This window comes from Tepidiforma sp., from assembly GCF_034433535.1.
Taxonomy (GTDB): Bacteria; Chloroflexota; Dehalococcoidia; order Tepidiformales; family Tepidiformaceae; genus Tepidiforma.
Window position 1 is genome coordinate 1 of record NZ_DAOUAO010000007.1, and the last position, 4397, is coordinate 4397.

Consider the following 4397-nt stretch of genomic DNA (forward strand, 5'->3'; position numbering starts at 1 on the left):
ACAGCCCCGCCACGAAGGTTGCGTCTTCGGCCCGGCCGCCATCCACCCACGGCACAGCCCCCCGCAGCAGTGTCGACCCCAACAGCATCGCCAGCAGCGGCAGCGTCAGCCGCTTCGGCAGCGGCCGCCGCCCCACGAACCGCGGAGTCAGTCGGAGCGCCATCCCGGCCACGAACAGCCCCGCCCAGCCCTGCAGCTGCAGCCACCCGTGCGCCTGCACCAGCCGCGGCGCCCGTTCGATGCCCGGCACCACATCGGTCGCCGCCAGCGGCATCCAGGCCGCCAGCAGGAACCCGCCCGCCAGCGCCGAAACAAGCGCACCGCCGAAGAAGCCCAGGTAGGAACGGTCCTCCGCCGCCGGCACTGCCGTGGGTGCACGGACAAGCGGCGGCTCCAGCGGGATCTCCCCTGCCCGGCTCATCCGTCCCGCTCCCCCGCCAGCCCTGACCCCGCGGCCAGCCGCGCCCCCAGCAGGATCGCCTGCACCATGCTCTCCTCGTTCGCGATCCCCCGGCCGGCGATATCGAACGCCGTGCCATGGTCCACCGAGGTCCGCACGAACGGCAGCCCCAGGTTCACGCTCACGCTCCGTTCGAACCCGTGCACCTTGATCGCGATGTGCCCCTGGTCGTGGTACATCACCAGCACCGCATCGAACTCCCCCGCAATCGCCCGGTTGAACACCGAATCCGCCGGCCACGGGCCGCTCGCCTCGACCCCCTCCGACCGTGCCGCCTCCACCGCCGGGCCGATCTCGTCGAGCTCCTCCCGGCCGATGAGCCCGCCGTCGCTCGCGTGCGGGTTGAGCCCCGCCACCGCGACCCGCGGCCGCGCGAATCCCCAGCGCCGAAACTCCCGGTCCGTCAGCCGGATTGCCCGCAGCACGTTCTCGCGGGTGACGTAGGCGCAGGCCTCCCGCAGCGGCTTGTGCGTGCTCAGGTGCACGCAGCGCAGCGCCCCCGAGACCAGCATCGTCAGCACGTGGTCCGCCCTGCTCACCCGCTGCAGCACCTCCTGGTGGCCGGTCTCGCGGATGCCCGCCGCCGCGAATGCCGCCTTGTTCACCGGCGCCGTCACCATCCCGTCGGCCTCGCCCCGCAGGCACAGCTCCGCCGCGAACTCGACCCAGCGGTGCGCCAGCCGGCCCGCCTCCGCCGAAACCTTCCCCGGTGCAAAGGTCGCGGAAACCGGCACCGGTTCGATGACCTCCACGCGCGGCGCGCCCGCCCGCTCCAGCCACGGCTCCAGCAGCGCCCGGCTGCCCACCACCATGAGCTCCGCCGCCTCCCGCACGGCGGGCCGGGCCAGCGCTTTCGCCACCACCTCCGGCCCGATGCCTGCCGGGTCCCCGAGCGTCACGGCCAGCCGCAGCCCGCGCATCCCCCGAGTATAGGCGCACGGCCGATCAGCCGCGTTCGAAGAGGGGACCGCTACGGTTGGCGAAATTCGTCGGCCGCAGCGCCCCGTGCTGGCCGGCCGTCTGCAGGTCGCGCCACGCCCGGCTCAGCTCGCCCGCCTGCCGGTTCAGCTCCATCCCGATGAGCGGCGCCACCAGCTGCCCCGCGCGCAGCGAGGCCGCCGCTGCAAAGCTCGCCGCCAGCGAGAGCCGCGCCAGCGTCTCCAAGCCCGGCGAACCCGATTCCGCCTCCTTCCACACCGCTCGCGCGGCATCGAAGAGAAGCGTCCGGCCCGCCTCAACCGTGGCCAGCGCCTCGCCGAAGCGCGCACGCACATCCTCCCGCTCCCCCATCGACCGCGCGCCGCCGTACTCCCCGTGTTCGGCAAGGTACGACGCCCCACCCTCGAGCAGATGGAGCGCGATGCCCGGCAGCACCGACGCGGTTGTCGCCTCCGCAAATTCCACGAACGGCACCCGGAAGATGGTCGCCGGGTGCCACGGCTCGCCTTCGAACACCGAGAACATCCGCTCCTCCGGCACGAAAGCGTCGCTCACCTCCATGTCGTGGCTGGCCGTGGCGCGCATGCCGGGGCTGTCCCATGTCTCGTGGATGCGGACCTGGCCTGGCTCGAACGCCATCGCACGGATGAGCGGCCCGTTGTTCCCGGGCACCGGCTCCCCGCCCTCCGTCACCACGCAGTTTGCCGTGAAGGTGGTCGCCCACGGCGCGCCGCTCGCCCAGCGCCAGCGGCCGCTCACCCGGAACCCGCCCGGCACCCGCTCGGCTCGCCCCGCCGGCACCCCCGAACCTGCGATGACCGCCTCGCGGGGGTCGAACACCGCGTGCGCCGTCGCCTCGCGCATCAGCCCGGCGAACACGCCGCCGCCCGCGCCGATCATGATGCCCCAGCCGAAGGAGCCATCGGCCCACGCCGCCGCCTCGAACAGCCGCAGCCCGGCCTCGAGGTCCAGTTCGAGGCCGCCGAAGTCCCGCGGCACCCACGCCTTGAACCAGCCCCGGGCGGTGATCGCCTCCAGCATCCCGGGCGTCAGCGCGCACCGCTGCTCCGCTTCGTATGCCTCCTCGCGCACCAGCGCGACCGTCTCCGTCCCGATCAGCGATGAACCATCCCACCAGCGCATGCCCCGATCATGCCCCCTCCACACCGCCCTGCCGCAAGCCCGCCCACGGCGGTCGCCGCGCGCTCCCGCCGCCATCCGGTACGATGCCCGGTACATCATTCATCCCACCGCCCGGAGCACCCATGGAGCTCGACCGCATCGTCCGGGTCGATATGACCACGGGCACCATCAGCGAAACGCCGGCCCCCGAATCCCTCCGCCTGCTCGGCGGCCGCGCCCTCGGCGCCAGCCTGCTGCTGCAGGAGACCGACCCCGCCATCCACCCGCTCCACCGCGACGCCGTCCTCTACATCTGCCCCGGCCTGCTCGGCGGCACCGCCGCCACCACCAGCGGCCGGACCTCGTTCGTCTTCAAAAGCCCGCTCACCGGCGGCATCAAAGAGGCCAACGTCGGCGGCCAGCTGGGCCACCGCCTCGCCCGCCTCGGCATCAAGGCCATCGCCGTCACCGGCGCCAGCCCTTCTGGCTGGCAGCAGCTCGAAATCACCGCCTCCGGCATCCGCCTCCTGCCCGCCGATCACCTCGCCGGGCGCAGCAACTACGACCTCCATCGCGAGCTCGTCGGCGAAGCCGCCGCCACCCGCGCCGCTGCCACCATCGGCCCGGCCGGCGAACTCCGCCTCGCCGCGGCCTCCGTCGCCGTCACCGACCCCGAAGGTCGGCCCACTCGCCACGCCGCCCGGGGCGGCCCCGGCGCCGTCATGGGCGCGAAAGGGCTCAAGGCGATCGTCGTCGATGACGCCGGGGCGCCGCGCTCCATCCCCGGCCTGCGCAGGGACGAGTACCGCCAGCACGTCACCCGCTTCTCCCGCCTCGTCCTCGAAGACCCCCGCACCCACAACCTGAGCAAGACCGGCACCGCCGGCGTGGTGCGCTTCGTCAACCGCGACAACATCCAGTCGATGCCGACCCGCAACCACCGCCTCGGCACCTGGGAGCACGCCCACTCCATCTCCGGTCAGTACATCGAGGAGCTCGGCCAGTCCCGCGGCGGCAAAATGCTCCCCTGCATGGCCGGCTGCATCATTAAGTGCGCCATCCTCTTCAACGATGAGCACGGCAACCACGTCACCACCGCCCTCGAGTTCGAAACCATCGCCCTCCTCGGCTCCAACCTCGAAATCGGCCCCGCCGATGCCGTTGCCGAGCTCGATCGCCTCTGCGACGACATCGGCCTCGATACCATCGAGGTCGGCAACGCGATCGGCGTCGCCATGGAGGCCGGGGTCCTCCCCTGGGGCGATTGGCAGCGCACCCGCGATTTGCTCGAAGAGATCCGCCAGGGCACCGTTCTCGGCCGGATCATCGGCAACGGCACCGTCCACACCGCCCGCACCTTCGGCATCGACCGCGTCCCCGCCGTGAAGGGCCAGGGCCTGCCCGCCTGGGAGCCCCGCACCCTCAAGGGCATGGGCGTCACCTATGCCACCAGCCCGCAGGGCGCCGACCACACCGCCGGCATGGTCACCGCCCGGAGCGTCAACGCCGAGACCCTCGTCAAGCAGTCCCGCCACGAACAGCTCGTCATGATGGCGATCGATTCCGCCGGGCTCTGCCAGTTCACCAACGCCCTCCCGGCCGATATCGCCGCCTTCATCTCCGCCCGCTTCGATACCCCCTGCGATGACGAGACGGTCCTCCGCGCGGCCCGCGCCGCCATCGAGTCCGAGCGCGAGTTCAACCGCCGCGCGGGCTTCACCGCCGCCGATGACCGCCTCCCCCGCTGGCTGCTCGAAGAGCCGCTGCACACCCCGGATGGCCCCGCCATCTTCGACCTCCCCCAGCAGCTGCTCGATTCCGTCTGGTCCTGACCCCGTCGACATCCCGCCCCCGCCGCGCCACAATCCCGCTGCCA

Annotated in this window: 3 protein-coding genes and 1 pseudogene; 1 reads left to right on the forward strand and 3 read right to left on the reverse strand. The window is 72.5% G+C overall.

Going from position 1 to position 4397, the window contains the following annotated elements; translation table 11 throughout:
- The 3 genes and pseudogenes from VAE46_RS00590 to VAE46_RS00600 all read right to left on the reverse strand — a co-directional run.
- Positions 1-421, reverse strand: a pseudogene (locus VAE46_RS00590) (hypothetical protein); the annotation flags it as partial.
- Positions 418-1380, reverse strand: a complete 963-nt coding sequence (gene pdxA / locus VAE46_RS00595) for a 4-hydroxythreonine-4-phosphate dehydrogenase PdxA (RefSeq protein WP_322794959.1) — start codon at positions 1378-1380, stop codon at positions 418-420. The pseudogene VAE46_RS00590 and the gene pdxA, both read right to left, overlap by 4 nt.
- Before the next feature lie 25 nt (positions 1381-1405).
- Positions 1406-2542: a hypothetical protein gene (locus VAE46_RS00600; protein ID WP_322794960.1), complete on the reverse strand. Its 1137-nt coding sequence runs from the start codon at positions 2540-2542 to the stop codon at positions 1406-1408.
- Between the two features lie 122 nt (positions 2543-2664).
- Here VAE46_RS00600 and VAE46_RS00605 point away from each other — a divergent pair, with 122 nt between their 5' ends.
- Positions 2665-4353, forward strand: coding sequence for an aldehyde ferredoxin oxidoreductase C-terminal domain-containing protein (locus tag VAE46_RS00605; RefSeq protein ID WP_322794961.1), 1689 nt, complete (start codon positions 2665-2667; stop codon positions 4351-4353).
- The last annotated feature ends 44 nt before the right edge of the window (positions 4354-4397 follow it).